This window comes from Aeromonas sp. 97A (assembly GCF_051919185.1).
Lineage (GTDB): Bacteria > Pseudomonadota > Gammaproteobacteria > Enterobacterales > Aeromonadaceae > Aeromonas > Aeromonas veronii.
In genome coordinates this window covers 906,987-923,156 of the sequence record NZ_JBQBFF010000001.1, presented here as the reverse complement: position 1 = coordinate 923,156, position 16,170 = coordinate 906,987, and the positions used below count along the sequence as shown (strand labels likewise).

Annotated in this window: 19 protein-coding genes, 1 tRNA gene and 1 riboswitch; of the genes, 4 read left to right on the top strand and 16 right to left on the bottom strand. The window is 56.5% G+C overall.

Features of this window, described 5'->3' with window-relative positions; genetic code table 11:
• Positions 1 to 110: 110 nt before the first annotated feature.
• Positions 111 to 198, bottom strand: a tRNA-Ser gene (locus ACTG27_RS04210).
• A 134-nt stretch (positions 199 to 332) separates the two neighbouring features.
• On the bottom strand, positions 333 to 788 hold the full coding sequence (locus tag ACTG27_RS04205; protein ID WP_005337119.1) for a YbjN domain-containing protein: 456 nt from the start codon (positions 786 to 788) through the stop codon (positions 333 to 335).
• A 158-nt stretch (positions 789 to 946) separates the two neighbouring features.
• Here ACTG27_RS04205 and ACTG27_RS04200 point away from each other — a divergent pair, with 158 nt between their 5' ends.
• Positions 947 to 2,284, top strand: coding sequence for a flavohemoglobin expression-modulating QEGLA motif protein (locus tag ACTG27_RS04200; protein WP_439979141.1), 1,338 nt, complete (start codon positions 947 to 949; stop codon positions 2,282 to 2,284).
• Positions 2,285 to 2,364: 80 nt separating this feature from the next.
• On the opposite strand, the gene ACTG27_RS04195 is transcribed toward ACTG27_RS04200, so the two are convergent.
• Together ACTG27_RS04195 and ACTG27_RS04190 are read right to left on the bottom strand one after the other, a co-directional pair.
• Entirely contained in the window at positions 2,365 to 2,946 is a 582-nt protein-coding gene (locus ACTG27_RS04195) for a thymidine kinase (RefSeq protein ID WP_005351181.1), read from the bottom strand.
• 91 nt (positions 2,947 to 3,037) lie between these two features.
• Positions 3,038 to 4,618, bottom strand: a complete 1,581-nt coding sequence (locus tag ACTG27_RS04190) for a Na+/H+ antiporter NhaC family protein (protein ID WP_005359896.1) — start codon at positions 4,616 to 4,618, stop codon at positions 3,038 to 3,040.
• 88 nt (positions 4,619 to 4,706) lie between these two features.
• Positions 4,707 to 4,878: riboswitch (Lysine riboswitch) on the bottom strand.
• A 302-nt stretch (positions 4,879 to 5,180) separates the two neighbouring features.
• Here ACTG27_RS04190 and ACTG27_RS04185 point away from each other — a divergent pair.
• On the top strand, positions 5,181 to 5,585 hold the full coding sequence (locus ACTG27_RS04185) for an H-NS family histone-like protein (RefSeq protein ID WP_439979140.1): 405 nt from the start codon (positions 5,181 to 5,183) through the stop codon (positions 5,583 to 5,585).
• A 69-nt stretch (positions 5,586 to 5,654) separates the two neighbouring features.
• Here the strand turns inward: ACTG27_RS04185 and ACTG27_RS04180 are convergent, their stop codons facing one another.
• From ACTG27_RS04180 to ACTG27_RS04160, 5 genes are all read right to left on the bottom strand, one after another.
• On the bottom strand, positions 5,655 to 6,230 hold the full coding sequence (locus ACTG27_RS04180) for a cob(I)yrinic acid a,c-diamide adenosyltransferase (protein ID WP_106844486.1): 576 nt from the start codon (positions 6,228 to 6,230) through the stop codon (positions 5,655 to 5,657).
• Positions 6,227 to 6,457 (bottom strand): DUF3820 family protein, encoded by a 231-nt coding sequence (locus tag ACTG27_RS04175; RefSeq protein ID WP_005337126.1) that lies wholly within the window; start codon positions 6,455 to 6,457, stop codon positions 6,227 to 6,229. Before ACTG27_RS04175 ends, ACTG27_RS04180 begins: the two co-directional genes overlap by 4 nt.
• A gap of 1 nt (position 6,458) precedes the next feature.
• Entirely contained in the window at positions 6,459 to 7,130 is a 672-nt protein-coding gene (gene queE / locus ACTG27_RS04170; RefSeq protein WP_069527953.1) for a 7-carboxy-7-deazaguanine synthase QueE, read from the bottom strand.
• Positions 7,131 to 7,191: 61 nt separating this feature from the next.
• Positions 7,192 to 7,899, bottom strand: coding sequence for a 7-cyano-7-deazaguanine synthase QueC (gene queC, locus ACTG27_RS04165; RefSeq protein WP_439979139.1), 708 nt, complete (start codon positions 7,897 to 7,899; stop codon positions 7,192 to 7,194).
• A 20-nt stretch (positions 7,900 to 7,919) separates the two neighbouring features.
• Positions 7,920 to 8,543 carry a tRNA-uridine aminocarboxypropyltransferase gene (locus tag ACTG27_RS04160; protein WP_150389267.1) on the bottom strand — a complete coding sequence of 208 codons (624 nt, stop codon included), beginning with the start codon at positions 8,541 to 8,543 and terminating at the stop codon, positions 7,920 to 7,922.
• On the opposite strand from ACTG27_RS04160, the gene rrtA reads away from it, so the two are divergent.
• On the top strand, positions 8,542 to 9,135 hold the full coding sequence (gene rrtA, locus ACTG27_RS04155) for a rhombosortase (RefSeq protein ID WP_162838758.1): 594 nt from the start codon (positions 8,542 to 8,544) through the stop codon (positions 9,133 to 9,135). The genes ACTG27_RS04160 and rrtA overlap by 2 nt on opposite strands.
• On the opposite strand, the gene pyrF is transcribed toward rrtA, so the two are convergent.
• From pyrF to cmk, 6 genes are all read right to left on the bottom strand, one after another.
• Entirely contained in the window at positions 9,110 to 9,811 is a 702-nt protein-coding gene (gene pyrF / locus ACTG27_RS04150; protein WP_058057425.1) for an orotidine-5'-phosphate decarboxylase, read from the bottom strand. The genes rrtA and pyrF overlap by 26 nt on opposite strands.
• Before the next feature lie 18 nt (positions 9,812 to 9,829).
• Entirely contained in the window at positions 9,830 to 10,996 is a 1,167-nt protein-coding gene (gene lapB / locus ACTG27_RS04145) for a lipopolysaccharide assembly protein LapB (protein WP_005346478.1), read from the bottom strand.
• 9 nt (positions 10,997 to 11,005) lie between these two features.
• Positions 11,006 to 11,290: a LapA family protein gene (locus ACTG27_RS04140; RefSeq protein ID WP_439979138.1), complete on the bottom strand. Its 285-nt coding sequence runs from the start codon at positions 11,288 to 11,290 to the stop codon at positions 11,006 to 11,008.
• Between the two features lie 158 nt (positions 11,291 to 11,448).
• Positions 11,449 to 11,733, bottom strand: a complete 285-nt coding sequence (ihfB, locus tag ACTG27_RS04135) for an integration host factor subunit beta (protein WP_005299934.1) — start codon at positions 11,731 to 11,733, stop codon at positions 11,449 to 11,451.
• Between the two features lie 92 nt (positions 11,734 to 11,825).
• On the bottom strand, positions 11,826 to 13,496 hold the full coding sequence (rpsA, locus tag ACTG27_RS04130) for a 30S ribosomal protein S1 (protein ID WP_005337148.1): 1,671 nt from the start codon (positions 13,494 to 13,496) through the stop codon (positions 11,826 to 11,828).
• Positions 13,497 to 13,590: 94 nt separating this feature from the next.
• Positions 13,591 to 14,283, bottom strand: coding sequence for a (d)CMP kinase (gene cmk, locus ACTG27_RS04125; protein ID WP_019444698.1), 693 nt, complete (start codon positions 14,281 to 14,283; stop codon positions 13,591 to 13,593).
• Positions 14,284 to 14,531: 248 nt separating this feature from the next.
• Here cmk and ribA point away from each other — a divergent pair, with 248 nt between their 5' ends.
• Positions 14,532 to 15,125, top strand: coding sequence for a GTP cyclohydrolase II (gene ribA / locus ACTG27_RS04120; RefSeq protein ID WP_005351157.1), 594 nt, complete (start codon positions 14,532 to 14,534; stop codon positions 15,123 to 15,125).
• Positions 15,126 to 15,195: 70 nt separating this feature from the next.
• On the opposite strand, the gene ACTG27_RS04115 is transcribed toward ribA, so the two are convergent.
• Positions 15,196 to 16,152 carry a LysR substrate-binding domain-containing protein gene (locus tag ACTG27_RS04115; RefSeq protein ID WP_439979137.1) on the bottom strand — a complete coding sequence of 319 codons (957 nt, stop codon included), beginning with the start codon at positions 16,150 to 16,152 and terminating at the stop codon, positions 15,196 to 15,198.
• Positions 16,153 to 16,170 lie beyond the last annotated feature (18 nt).

Here is a 16,170-nt window from a genome sequence, read left to right as displayed (position 1 = left end):
GCCCTCCTGACAAAGTGACAGGGGGCAAAGTGTGAACGAAACACCACTAAAACCAGCAAGTTACTGACGCAAAAGAAAAACCCCAACCATCAAGGTCGGGGTTTACTGTTTGGCGGTGAGGGAGGGATTCGAACCCTCGATACGTTGCCGTATACACACTTTCCAGGCGTGCTCCTTCAGCCACTCGGACACCTCACCAAATTTTGGTCTGTGGTTTAACGTGTTCAGCCAACACGGTGTTCGCTGCGCTGTTGCGCTGGAACGGGGCGTAATTTAGGGGAAAGCCCCGCCCGCGTCAACGGCTTTTTTCACCTGGCAAATCGTTCGAACACTTAATGCACAGATTCCGGAGCAACCTGGATTTCCGGCAGGTTGAGGAAGCCGGAACGTTCGCATTCGGCAACCAGTTCGTGGGTAGCGGCGATGGTGCTTTGCACGAACAGCAGGAACTGCTCGACGCTGAGTCCGGCCTTGGTAAAGACGGTGTGGCCGACCACCAGCCGCGGCAGGTTGTCATCGATGATATCGAGGAACACCTTGAGGGAGGGGTACTGCATATTGAGTCGGCCCAGTTCGGCAACCAGCGGCAGCATTGCGGAGGGGCGCACTTCCAGCTCGGAGGAGAACAGCAGGCCTTCCTCTTCCACGAAGATCCGGCTCTCCTGAATACCATCGACCGACTGCAAAGAGACAATGTGGATACCGTGACACTGGTCGCAGACATAGTGCTCGATACGAGCCTGTTGCAACCAACGCATTATCATTTCGGAGCTGGGGATATTCATCATTTCCACGACAAGATTGGGATCAAGGGGCGCAGTCTAAACCAATTTGCTATCAACAAAAAGCACGCCAACCCGATAACCCTGCGGCTCGCTTCTTTTTGGCAAGCGCTATGCATATACTCAGCCAAATCCACGATGACGCTTGCCCCACAGGGGGCCCCATGACTATCCAAGAAAAGTATCGCCTTCATCTGAAATCACTCTCGGATGAGCTGCTCACCCTGCAAAAACCCATCCGCATTCTGGATGCCATCAAATGGCCACGCCATCTGCAGGATCGCTTTCTGGCAGGCGGTGGCAGGGAGCTGCCCGCTATCGACAGGCACTTCTATGATGCCCTCCCCCTCGGCTTCGATCCGCGCAACAAGTATCTGGAGCTCAAGGAGCTGCGGGACCGGATCCGCAGAAAACTGGGGCCACAGGACGATCTTGGCCGGATCCTTCAAGAGACGGTCGATCAGTACATGGTGGTGATCGAGATGCTGCGCCAGCGCGGCCAACCCGATTTTCAGCGTTACAGCCAGCTGCTTTATGGCTCTGCCAGCGATCACCTGCGCGGGGATCGCAAGACTCTCAAGGAGCTGGGCGCCCGCCTGTGCGATATCTTCTCCCTGCCCGGCGCCCGCCATCTGGTGCGCCCCTACCCCAAGGAGTTCGAAGGAGAGGCCGCGGTCGCCAAACTGCAGGGCAAGCTGTCGAGCTACTTCAGTGACGGCACTGTGCAGGTGAAGCTGAGCGATGGGATTGTCTCCGATGCCGCGGCCGGTGGCGACTACATCAAGCTCAACTCCCACGCCCGTTTCTCCGAGCTGGACTTGCAGGTGCTGGAGGTACACGAGGGGTGGGTCCATGTCGGCACCACCCTCAACGGTCGCCAGCAGCCTTATGCCACCTGGCTGAGCGCCGGTTCACCGCGGATCACCGCCTGTCAGGAGGGGTTGGCCGTCCTGATAGAGACCCTCACCTTCAGCTCCTTTCCGGATCGGGCCAAGCGTATCTCCGATCGGGTGATGGCCATCGACATGGCCGAGCGCGGCGCCGATTTTATCGAGGTGTTTCAGCACTTCGTGCAGCAGGGCACCAGCGAGCACGACGCCTACAAGATCACCCAGCGGGTCTTTCGTGGCGGCATGGTGGGCGGCGGTGCCTGCTTTACCAAGGATCTCTCCTACGTGCGTGGCTATGTGGAGACGGTCAACTTTATCCGCAGCGCCGTGCTGGAAGGCGTGCCCGAGATCCTGCCGATGCTGTTTGTCGGCAAGGTGACGCTGGATGACATTCCGGTGCTCTATCAGCACTATCTGGAGGGGCTGATCGCCGCTCCCCGCTATTTGCCGCCGATGTTTCGCGATCTCACCGGCCTCTATGTCTGGTTCGGTTTTGCCTCCGGCATGTCACTGGTCGATATAGGCCGGGTACAGCACCATTTTCGCCAGCTGTTTCAACGCCTGCCGGTGGCCGACCCCATCATTGCGCCGGTGGATATCGAGATAGACTGAACCACAGCGATACAAGTTGGGGAAAATAAAAAGGGCGCCAGATTGGCGCCCTTCTCGACTATTCAGATATCGCAGCCGAATTACTTGTAGGCCCGACCTTCCAGATAGTGTTTGCGACAGAGCGATACATAGCGATCGTTGCCGCCGATCTCCACCTGTTCGCCATCACGCATCACCTGCCCCGCTTCGTTGACCCGGGAGTTCATGTGAGCCTTGTTGCCACACCAGCAGATGCTCTTCAGCTCTTCAAACTTGTCGGCCAGACAGAGCAGATGGTAGGAGCCCGGGAACAGCTCGCCGCGAAAATCGGTCTTGAGGCCATAGGCCATCACCGGAATATCCTGCTCATCGACGATGCGGGCCAACTGGTAGACCTGCTCACGGGTCAGGAACTGGGCCTCGTCCACGATGAAAACATCGATATGTTTCTTCGCATGGCGCGCTTTCACCATTTCAAACAGATCGCAGCTGTCGCTGAACACGTCCACCTTCAGTTCAAGGCCAACCCGGGCACTGATCACCCCGACCCCGAAACGGTCATCGATGGCTGGCGTCATCGCCAGAGGATGCATGCCCCGCTCCAGATAGTTGAAGTGCGCCTGAATGAGCTGGGTGGATTTGCCTGAATTCATGGTGGCAAATTTGTAGTGCAGTGAAGCCATGATACTGTTCCGAAACTGAATTTATGGGGCGCATGCTAACCAAAGCCCCTGACAAAACCAAGGGGCCCGCGGGCCCCTTGCTCTATAAATGTTACGCGGTGGCCAACACTGGCCGCGCTTTGGCCTTTTTCAGGTGATAGCCGGTAAAGAGCACGAACCAGAGGGCACTGACACTGAAACCGGCCAGGCTGGAGTGCATCAAGCCCATCGCCAGGTAACCGATGGCCGCGCCGAAGGCGATGGCCAGTGCATAGGGCAGCTGGGTCATCACGTGATCGATGTGATGGCAACCGGCACCGGTAGCAGAGAGGATGCTGGTGCTGGAGATGGGTGAGCTGTGATCCCCGAACACGGAGCCGGCCAGTACCGCAGCCAGCATCGGCAGCATCAGGCTGATGTCGCTGGCGGCGGCCATGTCACCGGCCAGCGGCAGCATGATGCCGAAGGTACCCCAGCTGGTGCCGGTGGCAAACGCCATGGCACAGGAGAGGATAAAGACCACGGCAGGTAGCACTTCGATCGGCAGGTTGCCGTTAGCCAGCGAAGCCAGGTACTTGCCGGTCTCCACATCGCGCACCACGGCACCTATGGTCCAGGCAAACAGCAGGATGTTGATGGCTGGCAGCATGGCCATGACGCCTTGCGGCGCGGCCTTGATCCAGTTCTTGGCACCCAGCTTCAGGCGCATAGCCAGACCGATGGAGACCACCAGACTGCACAGGGCACCGTAAACCAGCGAAGAGCCGACGTTGGTGTTTTCGAACGAGCCAAGCACGCTGAAGGGCAGCCCTTTCTCGCTCAGCACCGCAGCACCGGAATCAATCATGAAATAGATGGTGGCGGCGGTCAGGGTCAGGATCGGCAGTACCATGTCGATCATGCCGCCGTTGCTCTCTTCCGGGCTCTCCATATCCAGACCGATGGGGCGGCCCTTGGACTCATCCCACAGCTTGCCTTCCAGCGCCCACGCTTCGTGTTGACGCATCGGGCCGATGTCGAGTTGGAATGCAATCACCACCAGCACCATGATCAGGGTGAAGACGGCGTAGAGGTTCATCGGGATCATCTCGACAAATGCCGCGATGGGGCTCTGCTCGGTCAGACCGTGGGCCGCCATGATGCCGCCAACCAGGGCGATGATATAAGCCCCCCAGGAGGAGATGGGCATCAGCACGCAGACCGGCGCCGCGGTGGAGTCCAGCAGATAGGCCAATTTGGCACGGGAGATCTGGAAGCGGTCGGTCACCGGACGGCAGATGGCCCCCACCGACAGGCTGTGGAAGAAGTCATCGATAAAGAAGGCAAACACCATCATGCCAGTCAGGGCTTTGGCGCCCTTGCGGGTCTTGGCTCGACGCTCGGCCCACTCGGCAAAGGCACGGGTCGCCCCGGAGACGCTCATCAGGCTGATGAGGCCACCCAGCAGCAGCATAAACAGGATCATGTTGACATTGTCACGATTGAGCGCGCCATCGACCCAGAAGATCTTGAGCACGGTATTCAACATGTAATGCAGGGATTCGAGGGGTGAAAACTGATTGAGCAGCAAACTGCCGGTGACGATGCCCACACCAAGGGACAGCAGCACGCGGCGGGTCATGATCGCCAGCGCGACAGCCAACAGGGGGGGAAGAACGGACCAACCGGAGTCGGCGAAATGACTAATGTCCATGATCTCTTTGCACCTAAAGATTACAGGTGGAGATCTACCGAGAGGATCTAAAGAAACAAAACCTATGGGGAGGTCATACTCCTCAGCCCCTTCAGGTAGCGCTCCATAGTGGATGACTATGGCAGTCCTGCACCTATTAGATGCAGAACCAGCAGCCCGGTATGATGGCCTGGCCACTTCGGCGCTGACTCCTTTCCTTGTGCATCACAGGCATCACCCTCCGCACAAATACTCATAGGCAGCGCGCCTCTACTTAAAGGTATTCGCCGCACATTTTATCGAGATGGCAGCTTATAGCAAGTTTTTTGATTAAATAATCATAATAAACATATCAAGGTCTAAAAATGGTAGTCAAATGATGCAACAACGCCTGTTTTGACGCTATTTTCACCTACTGCGGTTTCATTGGCATCCAATCTCCAAGCCTATTGCTGGCCATATTAAATATCTGTATTGATGTTCCCCACGGATATTATATTTAACCCAGCTTGACTTATTTAAATCGCCAAGCAAGAATCAGCTAGAACATAATATTTTTCTCTGACTCGACGTGGTAACTCCTATGAATGAATTTTTAAAGGTACTGCTTAATATCCGCAGTCTGCGTGCGACCTGCCGCGAACTTTCTCTGGAACAACTGGAAGAGGTACTGGAAAAACTCTCTGCGATCGTTGCTGAGCGTCAGCAGGATGAAGCTGCCGAGCGTCAGGCCCGTGAAGAGCATCTGCGGAAAATTAACGAATATAGCGAAATGCTGAAAGCCGCCGGTATTGACCCGGCAGAATTGGTAAGCGCTGTCGCTACCAACCCCGGCAAATCAGAAAAAGCCAAGCGGGCGCCACGTCCTGCCAAATATCGCTATCAGGATAATGGCGTAGAGAAAACCTGGACCGGCCAGGGCCGTATGCCTTCGGCTATTGCCAGCGCTGTGGCAGCAGGCAAATCACTGGAAGACTTTGCTATCTGATCTCAATCTCGTTGCTAATAAAAAACCTCGCCAAGGCGAGGTTTTTTATTGCCGCTTAAACGTGAAATATCAGATAGCTGATTGCGGGCGATCTGCTGCCTTGACCCATAGCACTTCACGCTCCCCTGCCACGCAGATGAGATAGCGGGCAACGGTAAAGAACCAGTCACTCATCCGGTTCAGATAGGGCAGCACCTCGGGATTGACCCGCTCTTCCCGGCTCAATGTCAGCAGCAAACGCTCGCAATGACGCACCAGAGTACGCACCACATGTGCTTGCGCCGCGGCACGGGAACCACCGGGCAATATAAATTGGCGCAGCGGTGGCAATGGCTCGCTATAACGATCTATCTGCTGTTCAAGGCGAGTGGTCCAGGCGGCATTAACTTGCCAAATTGATTCATTCTGGGCGTCGCTGGAGAATGCCAACTCCCCCCCCAGATCAAACAACTCCTGTTGCAACAGCTGTAAATCAGCCAATAAGCCGACCTCTTGCGACGGGACGTCACAAATCAGCAAGCCAATATGGGAGTTGAGCTCATCGATATAACCGTAGGTCTCGACCCGCAAATGATCCTTGGGCAATGGGATACCATCGGCCAGCCGGGTCATGCCCTTGTCGCCCTGCCTCGTATATATTCTCATACCGACATCCTGTTAATAATGGGAATAATCATGGACTCAAGTCCATTGAGTTTGATTTCGTAAGCCAACGCCAGCGTCTGGCCCAATTTACCCGCCGGAAAACCGCTGCGCGCCATCCACACCAGATAGGGCTCGGGAATATCGATGATACGCCGCCCCTGATATTTACCGTAAGGCATCTTGTTGGTCAGAGTCAGCAGCACCTGTTCGTCGGATAGCCAATCCATATTAATCAATATCCAGATATTTATGAGTCTGGATTGAGAGTCGCCAGTTACGCGCGATACAGGTATCCATCGCCAATTGGGTGGCCCTTGGCTTCTGGCTGATCGGCTGCAAGGCAATGACCACGTCCGGGCGCAGAGTTGCGGTCGCCAGTAGCGCATCCAGCTCTTCAATATGGTGCTCGGTGGCCACCGGATGCTTGATCTCGTTGGCCCGCTCCAGCGCCGAGACCAGCACAGGCAGCCCCCCTTTCATGCCAATTTTGGGGGAGACGGTCACCCAGGTCTGCTCATGGGTCTTGATCTCGCTGGTGCCACTGGTTTCAATCTGCACCTGATAACCCGCCGCCAGCAGGGCAGACGAGAGTTCGTGCAGATCGTAGAGGCAGGGCTCGCCACCGGTGATCACCACATGGCGCGCCTGATAACCCAGGTCGGTAAAGCTCTTGATAATCTGCGCGGTGCTGAGTTGGCTCCAACAATCGGATTCGTTGGAGCGATCCAGCACCGCCGCCTTGCCCACTTCACGAGCCGGATCAACAACCCAGGTATGACGGGTATCGCACCAGGGGCAGCCCACCGGGCAACCCTGCAGGCGAACAAAGATGGCGGGCAGGCCGGTAAAGATGCCCTCCCCCTGGATGGTCTGGAAAATCTCGTTGATTGGGTAGTGCATCTCGATCACGGCTTGTTGCAAAAGTCGCGGATTATACCCCAAGCCACGGCAAGACGCAGGCTCACTCTGCGCTTTTCTCACCCAGCCCGGTTTTCTCAAACAGTCTGGCCATGATGCCCGCCTTGTCGGCCAGATAGTTGTTTAGGCCGCGACTGCGCAGTTCACACGCAGGACACGTGCCGCAACCGTCACCGGCAATGCCGTTGTAGCAGGTCAGGGTCTGCTGGCGCACCGTGTCGAGGTGACCATAGTGATCCGCCAGTGCCCAGGTCTCGGCCTTGTCGAGCCACATCAGGGGAGTTTCAAAACGGATGCCGCGATCCAGCCCGAGCGACACCGCCTGATTGAGGGCCTTGACGAACTCGTCACGGCAATCGGGATAGCCGGAGAAGTCGGTCTCGCAGACACCGGTGATCACCGCTTCGGCGCCCACCTGATAGGCATAGATGGAAGCCAGGGTCAGGAACAGGATATTGCGACCCGGCACGAAGGTGTTGGGCAGGCCATTATCCTGCAGCTCGCAGCTGACCGGGATGTCGTCACGGGTCAGGGCAGAGACCGCCAGCTCATTGAGCAGCGTCACATCCATCACCTTGTGGGCGGCGATCCCCAGAGCACTGCCCAGACGACGCGCGGTGTCGATCTCTTCCCGATGGCGCTGGCCATAGTCGAAGGTGATGGCGTGCATTTCATCATACTGAGCCAATGCCTGTACCAGACAAGTGGTGCTGTCCTGACCGCCACTGAAAACCACGACTGCTTTTTTCATCTTGATAACTCCTTCAAATGTCACGCGCGGCGGCCTTCGGCAAAGTCCTGCCACTGGGTATTCAACCGGTTAAACAGGGTCAGCAAGGGCGCATAGTGCTCCGGCCTCCCCTCCCACCGGGACAAGAGGTGATAGCCCGCCTCTATAGTAGAGAGGGCATCGGGAAAGGGTTTCTTGCGAATGGCATATTGACCGGCAATGGCACCAACGCCGATGCGGGGCAAGCGGGCCAGTGCCGGGTTGCTCTGCAACATGCGATAGGCTTTGCGCCAGGTGCCGTCGAGCAAGATAAAGGCGATGGACGTTTTGCCAGAGGATTCACTCTCCCGCTGTTGGCGAAGATCGGTCAGCGAAATGGCATCCTCATCCGGCCAGAGTAGATAGCAGCGACGGGAAGGATCTGCAAGCAACCCATTGAGCCACTCATCGCGGGAAAAGTCCTCCCCCACATGGATCTCGCACTGTTGCAAAGAGGCCGCCAGCAGCGCCGCAGTCCCCTTGGGATGTGCCACCTCGTTGGGGTGCTGCAAGATGTAGAGGGGCGTGTGATTGTCAACAGGCACAATATAATCGCACAGGCAGGCTTTGAGGGCTCGGGTGCAACGTGTACAGTATCGACTGTTCTTGTCGTTGGACTGTTTCATGTTGTCAGACAAATCTGGATTGCTCTGGGTTATCACGCTCTCTCTCACCAGCTTGCTACTCTTCTTTACCGTTCCCAATCTTCAGCTCTCCTTCGATCGGCCCTTGATCGCCGGGGGCGAAGGGTGGCGGATCATAACAGGCAATCTGGCTCATACCAATCTGTGGCACCTGCTGCTCAATCTGGGCGGCCTCGCCATCCTCTATAGCCTGTTTCGCGACTATCTGGGTGGGGCTCGCCTGCCGCTGCTGATGTTGCTGCTCTGGTTGGCTGTGGGCTTGGGGATCTGGTGGTGGTGCCCGCAGACCCAGTGGTACATGGGGCTATCCGGCTCGCTGCATGGTCTGTTTGTCTGGGGGGCAATGCAGGATATCCGCCACGGACGCCGCACGTCGGGCTGGCTACTGTTGGCAGGGATGGGGCTCAAGCTGGCGATGGACTTCTACAACGCAGGAGAGAGCCCGATATCCACCCTGATTAATGCCAGGGTACACATCGGCTCTCATCTTATCGGGGCCGGTGCAGGCCTGTTGCTCGGCCTGCACCGTGTATCACTGAGTGAGCCTGTTACGCGCCAACCAGCTCGGCATTGATGCTGGCCAGCATGGCGGCCGGATCGGCAGCCTGCGTAATGGGGCGACCGATAACCAGATAATCGGACCCCGCCTCGACCGCCGCTTTCGGTGTCATCACCCGGCGCTGATCCCCGGCCGCTGAACCAGTTGGGCGAATACCCGGGGTCACCAGCTTGAAATCTTCGCCCAGCAAGGCTTTCAACTCATGGGCCTCGTTGGCAGAGCAGACAACCCCATCCAGACCGGATGTTTTGGTCAAGGTAGCCAGCCGGATCACCTGCTCGGCCGGGCTCACATCCAACCCGAGGGGGATCATGTCGGACTGCTCCATGCTGGTCAGTACGGTCACCCCGATCAACAATGGCGCCTTGTCGCCATAAGGCAGCAGCGCCTCTTTGGCGGCACGCATCATCCGCTCACCACCACTGGCATGCACGTTGACCATCCAGACACCGAGCTCGGCACTGGCTGCCACAGCTTTGGCAACAGTATTGGGAATATCGTGAAACTTCAGATCCAGAAAGACATCGAATCCCTTGGCCACCAGCTGACGTACAAACTGCGGGCCAAACAGGGTAAACATCTCCTTGCCTACCTTGAGACGGCACTGGGCCGGAGAGATACGTTCAACGAACGCTAAGGCATCTGCCTCGTGCTGATAATCCAGCGCTACCAGTACTTTGGGATCTTGCATCTCACATCCTATTGCTTGTTATTCACCGTCCAGACCACGGATCGGCTTGATGGAACCCCACTGGCGACAAGACGGGCACTGCCAGAACAGCGAGTGAGTGGCAAAGCCGCACTGCCGACACTTGTGGGTTGACTTGATTTTGATCTGCTCGCCGACCAGCTGTTGCAGCAGTTCGAGGCTCTCCTTGGCAGGCCCCTCTTCCGCACTGGCCAGCTGAAAACCCACCAGCTGGTAAAAACCTTTCATCGAGGGATGACGACGCAGCTGACGCAACACCAGCGAACGGGCCTGGCTCAGGCCATCACGCTCTTCAACCAGCTTGGCAAGGGCCAGGGTCACGCTGACACCGGCGTGATCTTCCACTGCCTTCTCAAGCAGCGGGATCAACGCAGGCGTGCGCCCCAACTGCTGATAGCACTCGAGCAATTTGGGCATTGCCTCGGAGGCAAAGTCGATATCCTGCTCGAACACCCGCAGCAGCTCCTTGCTGGCCTGCTCATACTCCCCCTCTGCCATGGCGAGCTCAGCGAGGCGCAAACTGGCCCGGGCACATGCCGGATTGATACTGAGCGCCCGTTTGAGCTTGGCCAGCCCCTCCCCTTTATTGCCCTCACGCAGCGCGATCTCGGCTTGCTCGCAATAGAAATGGGAGATGGGGTCGGCCAGCTTCTTGCCCTGGAATTTTTGCAGACGAACCGCCACATCGATGGCCTTATCCCAATCCCGCAACTGCTGATGGATGATCAACAGCTGTGCCAGCGCCGTCTCTTCATAGTCGCTGTCGTCACACAGCTCATTCCAGAGCGCTTCCGCTCGGTCCAGCAGACCAGCAGCCAAAAAGTCGCGCGCAAGCTCCTGCAGGGCAAGCTGTCGCTGCTCCCGGGTCAGTTGGCGGGTTACCAGGTTCTGGTGGATCTTGATTGCACGATCGACCTCCCCACGCTGGCGAAACAGGTTGCCGAGGGAGAGGTGTGTTTCGATGGTTTCACTGTCCACCTCAAGCAGCTGGATAAAGAGATCCACCGCCTTGTCGGATTCATCGGACAGCAAATAGTTGAGGCCCGCCACATACTGGCGGGAAAACTGGTTACTCTGTTTTTGGGTGTCCTGGCGAACACTCCTGCGACCCATGTACCAGCCATAACCGGCAGCGATAGGCAACAGCAGGAAAAGCAGTTCAAGCATTGAGGAACATTATTCCTTACCCGGTGACCGGGCCAGCTCCAACTCGCGGGATTGACGACGCATGGTGCGGTTGAGGGTGCGGTTTTGCATTTTCAGGAGCAGGAACAGCAGGCCGAATACCAGCCAGCCCAGCAAAAAGCCGCCAGCAAAGAAGAAGCCCAACAGCATGGCAAGTGAAAACTCACCCTGAGCGATCAGGTAATTGAACTGAACCAGCTGGCCATTTTGTGAGCCCAGCGCCAGGGTCAGAACAAACACCAGCACCAGCGGAATGAGGGCCAAAATACGCTTCATAAGAGCTCCCTGTCAGTATCTAATGAGAGGCTGATTATCCTTAAAATCGCAGGCAGACTCTAGAGTGAATGGGAAAAGAGTTTAAGAAACAAGACGATTGGCACAGGAATCGGTGCCAAAAAGAAAAAAGGCATACCCGAGGTATGCCCATTTCTGCATTATTCAATGATGTTGACGCGCTCGCGCAACTCTTTGCCAGGTTTGAAGTGCGGGACATATTTCCCGGTCAGTTCAACCTTGTCCCCAGTCTTGGGGTTGCGGCCCACACGGGGCGCACGATAGTGCAGTGAAAAACTGCCAAATCCGCGGATTTCAATCCGGTCGCCGTTTTGCAAGGTCGACGCCATCTGCTCAAGGATCTCCTTGATGGCGGCTTCGACATCCTTGGCCGGCATATGCATGCGGCTGGCTGCCAGTTGTTCGATGAGATCTGATTTGGTCATAACGTTAAATCTCCTTCCCCGATCACATGCAATATTCATTTTGCCAGGATAAAAAAGGGCGGCGCAATGCCGCCCTTTTCTTGCATCAAGGATTACTCACCCTTGGCGGCTTTGAACGCTTCCATCATAGCATTGCTGAACACAACTTCTTCTTGTTGGTTCAGGTTATCGATAGCAACACGCTCATCAGCCTCGTCCTTAGCACGGACAGACAGGCTTACGGTGCGGTTCTTACGATCAACGCCCATGAATTTAGCTTCAACTTCGTCACCAACAGACAGCACCAGAGTGGCGTCTTCTACGCGGTCACGAGCAGCGTCGGAGGCACGCAGGTAGCCTTCTACGCCATCAGCCAGTTCGATAACGGCACCTTTGGCATCAACCTCGGTAACCTTACCCTTCACGATAGCACCTTTCTTGTTGTCAGCCAGGTACTTGTTGAACGGGTCTTCTTCGATCTGCTTGACACCCAGGGAGATGCGCTCACGCTCCGGATCCACTTGCAGAACAACGGCTTCGATCTCGTCGCCTTTCTTGAATTCACGCACGGCTTCTTCGCCCTGGTTGTTCCAGGAGATGTCAGACAGGTGAACCAGGCCGTCGATGCCGCCATCCAGACCGATGAAGATACCGAAGTCAGTGATGGACTTGATCTTGCCGGAAACACGGTCGCCTTTGGCGTGAGTTTCGGCAAACAGCTGCCACGGGTTGGATTTGCACTGCTTCAGACCCAGGGAGATACGACGACGCTCTTCGTCGATGTCCAGAACCATCACATCAACCACGTCACCAACGTTAACAACTTTGGACGGGTGGATGTTCTTGTTGGTCCAATCCATCTCGGATACGTGTACCAGGCCTTCAACGCCTTCTTCGATTTCAACGAAGCAGCCGTAGTCGGTCAGGTTGGTCACGCGGCCAGACAGACGGGTGGTCTCCGGGTAACGCTTGGCGATAGCAACCCAGGGATCTTCGCCCAGCTGCTTCAGACCCAGGGATACACGGGTACGCTCGCGGTCGAACTTCAGAACCTTGACAGCGATCTCGTCGCCAACGTTGACGATTTCGGAAGGATGCTTAACGCGCTTCCACGCCATGTCGGTGATGTGCAGCAGGCCGTCAACACCGCCCAGATCTACGAATGCACCGTAGTCGGTCAGGTTCTTGACGATACCCTTAACTTCTTGACCTTCTTGCAGGTTAGCCAGCAGGCTTTCGCGCTCGGAGGTGTTCTCGGTCTCGATCACGGCACGACGGGAAACAACAACGTTGTTGCGCTTCTGGTCCAGCTTGATGACTTTGAACTCGAGTTCTTTGTTTTCCAGGTGAGCGGTGTCACGGATCGGACGCACGTCAACCAGAGAACCCGGCAGGAAGGCACGGATGCCGTTCAGTTCAACGGTGAAACCACCCTTGACCTTGCCGTTGATGATACCGATAACGGTAGCTTGCTCTTCGTAAGCCTTCTCAAGCTGCAGCCAGGCTTCGTGGCGCTTGGCTTTTTCGCGGGACAGCTTGGTTTCGCCGAAACCATCTTCGATAGAGTCCAGAGCCACGTCAACGGTGTCGCCGACGTTGATTTCCAGCTCGCCCATGGCGTTCTTGAATTCTTCAGCCGGGATAGCGGACTCGGATTTCAGACCGGCGTCAACCAGTACGAAACCGTTCTCGATAGCAACGACAGTACCCTTGACGATGGAACCTTGACGGGTTTCAACGGCGTTCAGGGACTCTTCAAAGAGTTGAGCAAAAGATTCGATCATTGTTTATGTCACAAATGAAACATCCACTTGCAATCCGGCACAAGCGGGGCTGTTTTAAATAATCTGCGCCATCCTTGGTGCAGACGACCGGATGTCAGCTTGCGCTGGCATCACCAAGTTGTTGCTCTGCATAGGCGAGCACTGTTGCCAGCACTTCATCTATGGTCATGGCGGTAGAGTCTACCACCAGAGCATCTTCTGCCGGTTTCAGGGGTGCAGTAGCGCGATTTCTGTCGCGATCGTCACGTTCCCGAATCTCGGTTAAAAGACGCTCAAAGTTAACATCAAAGCCCTTATCTTGCAACTGCTTATAGCGACGCTGGGCCCGTTCTTCGGCACTGGCGTCGAGGAAAATCTTCACCTCGGCCTCGGGGAAAACAACTGTGCCCATATCACGACCATCGGCAATCAGACCCGGGGCCTGACGAAATGCCCGCTGACGGCGCAGCAAGGCTTCGCGCACCCGGGGGAAGGCGGCGATTTTACTGGCAGCATTACCCACTTCTTCGGTGCGGATGGTGCGGGAGACATCTTCCCCTTCCAGGATCACCTTGACCAGATCGCCCTCAACCTGAAATTGCACATCCAGATTGGCAGCCAGTGGCACCAGTGAGGCTTCACTGTCCAGCTCTACATCGTGATGCAGGGCGGCCAGGGACAACACCCGATAGATGGCGCCCGAGTCCAGCAAGTGCCAACCCAGCTTCTCAGCAAGCAGCTGACACAAGGTGCCTTTACCTGCACCACTGGGGCCATCAATTGTCATTACGGGGGCCATCTGAGGCATAACTTCTCTCCTGCACTGTGTTGCTCCCATCCCGAAGGGGTGGGTTAATGGGCGCCGATTATACCCGAATGTGGTGAGCCTGGCAGTCATCAATCCGTACAAAGGGCCAAAACCCCGCCGGACAGCTGTGCTTGTATCTCATTTGGAGATTTCATTAAGCAATGCAGGGACTTGTTCTTATGGTCGTTCCTGACAAGGCGCGCTAAACTGGCCCCCTTTTTTGAGCCGTTAGTAGTAAGGAGCAACCTATGAGCAGCGTTACCCTCGTGGCCAAATCCAAATTGCCAACCCCTTGGGGCACCTTCACGCTGGTAGGTTTTCAGGAAACCGGCACAGGCAAAGACCACGCCGCACTGGTGATGGGCGACATTACCGGTGACGAGCCCGTGCTGGGCCGGATCCACTCAGAGTGCCTGACCGGCGACGCCCTGTTCAGCCTGCGTTGTGACTGCGGTTTCCAGTTGCAGGCGGCCATGGAGAATATCGCCAAAGCCGGTCGTGGCGTGTTGCTGTATGTGCGTCAAGAGGGCCGTGGCATCGGCTTGCTCAACAAGATCCGCGCCTATCACCTGCAGGATCAGGGGGCCGATACCGTTGAGGCCAACGTGGCACTTGGTTTCGCCGCCGATATGCGCGACTACACCATCTGCGCCGATATGCTCAAGCAGCTTGAGGTCAAGTCTCTCAAACTGATGACCAATAACCCGCGCAAGATGAAAGCGATGGAATCCTTCGGTATTCCGGTGGCCGAACGGGTACCGTTGCAGGAAGGGCGCAATCCCCACAACGAGTTCTATCTGTCGACCAAGGCCAACAAGCTGGATCACATGCTGAAGAAATGAGCTTGATTGGATGGATGAAAAATAGTCAAACGCCTCCCGTTGGGAGGCGTTTTTCTTGGGACGACCCTAGCTATCGCTGTGGTACGGTCAGATTGGCCAGCAGAGCTTCAAGCTCTTCGCCAGTGCGGGCCGCGCAGTATTGATCGACCCGCTCGTGGGTCAATTGCGGCGCGAGACGTTCAATCAGATCGTAGAGATAGCCGCATAAAAATGCCCCTCTGCGCAACCCGATAGCGGCCACACCGCCTGGTAGCCAGGGCGCCGTTTTGAGCACCAGATCGCCATCGCGCTGGGGCTCCCAAGCAAAAGTTGCCATCACCCCGATGCCCATTCCTTGTCTGACATAAGTCTTGAGCACATCGCTGTCGCTCGCACAGCAGGAGATCCGGCTCTCGGCATGAGCGCAATCAGTGCCATGAGCTGTGGAGAGCGCCCTTCCATCGGTCACCAATGCAAACTCCACCAGCTCAGCCGGAGTCAGCGATGTTGCTTTGGCCAACGGATGATCCTTGGGTAGCACCAAGCCCCGTTGCCACTGAAAAGAGGGGAGCACAAGCAGATCGCTCCCATCCTCCGGTTCATCCGCCAGCAGCAGATCGGCAGCGCCATCATGCACGGCTGCGCGGCACTGCGCCGCACTCCCCTGCATCACAGTTACGGCAACTTTGGGAAAGCGGGCCATAAAACCCTTGAGGATGGCGGGCAGAATATAACGGGCTTGCAGATGAGTGGCAGCAATGGTGAGGGTTCCCTGCTCCGGATGCACATGCTGCCTGGCCATCACCTTGATGGTGGCCACCTTGTCCAGCACCTCCGCGGCCACTTTGATCACATCCCGACCGATGGGGGTGATCTGGGTCAGGTGTTTGCCGCTGCGCTCGAAGATCTGGATCCCCAGCTCATCCTCCAGCATCCGCACCTGTTTGCTGATCCCGGGCTGAGAGGTAAAGAGGCTCTCGGCGGTGGCCGACAGATTCAGCCTGTGGTTCGCCACCTCGACGATATAGCGCAATTGCTGCAATTTCATGGTGTAGCCCTCAAGCGA

Excerpts from the sequence above, each read along its gene's own strand:
- ACTG27_RS04205 (WP_005337119.1), bottom strand. The coding sequence starts at position 788 with ATGATGAATATCCCCAGCTCCGAAATGATAATGCGTTGGTTGCAACAG.
- ACTG27_RS04200 (WP_439979141.1), top strand. The coding sequence starts at position 947 with ATGACTATCCAAGAAAAGTATCGCCTTCATCTGAAATCACTCTCGGAT.
- ACTG27_RS04195 (WP_005351181.1), bottom strand. The coding sequence starts at position 2,946 with ATGGCTTCACTGCACTACAAATTTGCCACCATGAATTCAGGCAAATCC.
- ACTG27_RS04190 (WP_005359896.1), bottom strand. The coding sequence starts at position 4,618 with ATGGACATTAGTCATTTCGCCGACTCCGGTTGGTCCGTTCTTCCCCCC.
- ACTG27_RS04185 (WP_439979140.1), top strand. The coding sequence starts at position 5,181 with ATGAATGAATTTTTAAAGGTACTGCTTAATATCCGCAGTCTGCGTGCG.
- ACTG27_RS04180 (WP_106844486.1), bottom strand. The coding sequence starts at position 6,230 with ATGAGAATATATACGAGGCAGGGCGACAAGGGCATGACCCGGCTGGCC.
- ACTG27_RS04175 (WP_005337126.1), bottom strand. The coding sequence starts at position 6,457 with ATGGATTGGCTATCCGACGAACAGGTGCTGCTGACTCTGACCAACAAG.
- queE (WP_069527953.1), bottom strand. The coding sequence starts at position 7,130 with ATGCACTACCCAATCAACGAGATTTTCCAGACCATCCAGGGGGAGGGC.
- queC (WP_439979139.1), bottom strand. The coding sequence starts at position 7,899 with ATGAAAAAAGCAGTCGTGGTTTTCAGTGGCGGTCAGGACAGCACCACT.
- rrtA (WP_162838758.1), top strand. The coding sequence starts at position 8,542 with ATGTTGTCAGACAAATCTGGATTGCTCTGGGTTATCACGCTCTCTCTC.
- ACTG27_RS04160 (WP_150389267.1), bottom strand. The coding sequence starts at position 8,543 with ATGAAACAGTCCAACGACAAGAACAGTCGATACTGTACACGTTGCACC.
- pyrF (WP_058057425.1), bottom strand. The coding sequence starts at position 9,811 with ATGCAAGATCCCAAAGTACTGGTAGCGCTGGATTATCAGCACGAGGCA.
- lapB (WP_005346478.1), bottom strand. The coding sequence starts at position 10,996 with ATGCTTGAACTGCTTTTCCTGCTGTTGCCTATCGCTGCCGGTTATGGC.
- ACTG27_RS04140 (WP_439979138.1), bottom strand. The coding sequence starts at position 11,290 with ATGAAGCGTATTTTGGCCCTCATTCCGCTGGTGCTGGTGTTTGTTCTG.
- ihfB (WP_005299934.1), bottom strand. The coding sequence starts at position 11,733 with ATGACCAAATCAGATCTCATCGAACAACTGGCAGCCAGCCGCATGCAT.
- rpsA (WP_005337148.1), bottom strand. The coding sequence starts at position 13,496 with ATGATCGAATCTTTTGCTCAACTCTTTGAAGAGTCCCTGAACGCCGTT.
- cmk (WP_019444698.1), bottom strand. The coding sequence starts at position 14,283 with ATGCCTCAGATGGCCCCCGTAATGACAATTGATGGCCCCAGTGGTGCA.
- ribA (WP_005351157.1), top strand. The coding sequence starts at position 14,532 with ATGAGCAGCGTTACCCTCGTGGCCAAATCCAAATTGCCAACCCCTTGG.
- ACTG27_RS04115 (WP_439979137.1), bottom strand. The coding sequence starts at position 16,152 with ATGAAATTGCAGCAATTGCGCTATATCGTCGAGGTGGCGAACCACAGG.